This window comes from Lentibacillus songyuanensis (assembly GCF_039548255.1).
Classification (GTDB): Bacteria; Bacillota; Bacilli; order Bacillales; family Amphibacillaceae; genus Lentibacillus_C; species Lentibacillus_C songyuanensis.
The window spans coordinates 1-784 of sequence record NZ_JBCLVH010000062.1; the positions used below are offsets into that span (position 1 = coordinate 1).

At 52.3% G+C, this 784-nt stretch carries 7 tRNA genes; all 7 read left to right on the forward strand.

What is annotated here, in order from left to right:
* The first annotated feature begins 91 nt into the window (after positions 1 to 91).
* The 7 genes from WMZ97_RS21810 (at position 92) to WMZ97_RS21840 (ending at position 702) form a co-directional block, all read left to right on the forward strand.
* Positions 92 to 167 (forward strand) — tRNA-Lys (locus WMZ97_RS21810).
* A gap of 8 nt (positions 168 to 175) precedes the next feature.
* A tRNA-Leu gene (locus WMZ97_RS21815) sits at positions 176 to 260 on the forward strand.
* A 22-nt stretch (positions 261 to 282) separates the two neighbouring features.
* Positions 283 to 357, forward strand: a tRNA-Gly gene (locus WMZ97_RS21820).
* A 9-nt stretch (positions 358 to 366) separates the two neighbouring features.
* Positions 367 to 455, forward strand: a tRNA-Leu gene (locus WMZ97_RS21825).
* A gap of 3 nt (positions 456 to 458) precedes the next feature.
* Positions 459 to 535: transfer RNA gene (locus WMZ97_RS21830), tRNA-Arg, on the forward strand.
* 7 nt (positions 536 to 542) lie between these two features.
* Positions 543 to 619, forward strand: a tRNA-Pro gene (locus tag WMZ97_RS21835).
* Positions 620 to 626: 7 nt separating this feature from the next.
* Positions 627 to 702: transfer RNA gene (locus WMZ97_RS21840), tRNA-Ala, on the forward strand.
* Positions 703 to 784 lie beyond the last annotated feature (82 nt).

Genomic DNA, 784 nt, shown 5'->3' on the forward strand with positions numbered 1-784 from the left:
GGCCTAGCTCAATTGGTAGAGCAACTGACTTGTAATCAGTAGGTTGGGGGTTCAAGTCCTCTGGCCGGCACCATTTTGATCGCATAGTTTTGAGCCATTAGCTCAGTCGGTAGAGCATCTGACTTTTAATCAGAGGGTCGGAGGTTCGAATCCTCCATGGCTCACCATTTATCTTGCGGGTGTGGCGGAATTGGCAGACGCGCTAGACTTAGGATCTAGTGTCTTTCGACGTGGGGGTTCGACTCCCTTCACCCGCACCATTTTGTATTTTGAGTGTAGTTTGCGGAAGTAGTTCAGTGGTAGAACATCACCTTGCCAAGGTGGGGGTCGCGGGTTCGAATCCCGTCTTCCGCTCCAATTCCCAACGCCGGGGTGGCGGAATTGGCAGACGCACAGGACTTAAAATCCTGCGGTAGGTTTCTACCGTGCCGGTTCGAGTCCGGCCCTCGGCACCATATGCGCCCGTAGCTCAATTGGATAGAGCGCTTGACTACGGATCAAGAGGTTAGGGGTTCGACTCCTCTCGGGCGCGCCATTTTTTACGGGAAGTAGCTCAGCTTGGTAGAGCACATGGTTTGGGACCATGGGGTCGCAGGTTCGAATCCTGTCTTCCCGACCATCTAAACGGGGCCTTAGCTCAGCTGGGAGAGCGCCTGCTTTGCACGCAGGAGGTCAGCGGTTCGATCCCGCTAGGCTCCACCAAAAATAAAAACTTTAAAAAAGTTATTGACATTGAGAAACAAAGTTGATATACTAATCAAGTCGCCAAAAACGGCGGCGAAAA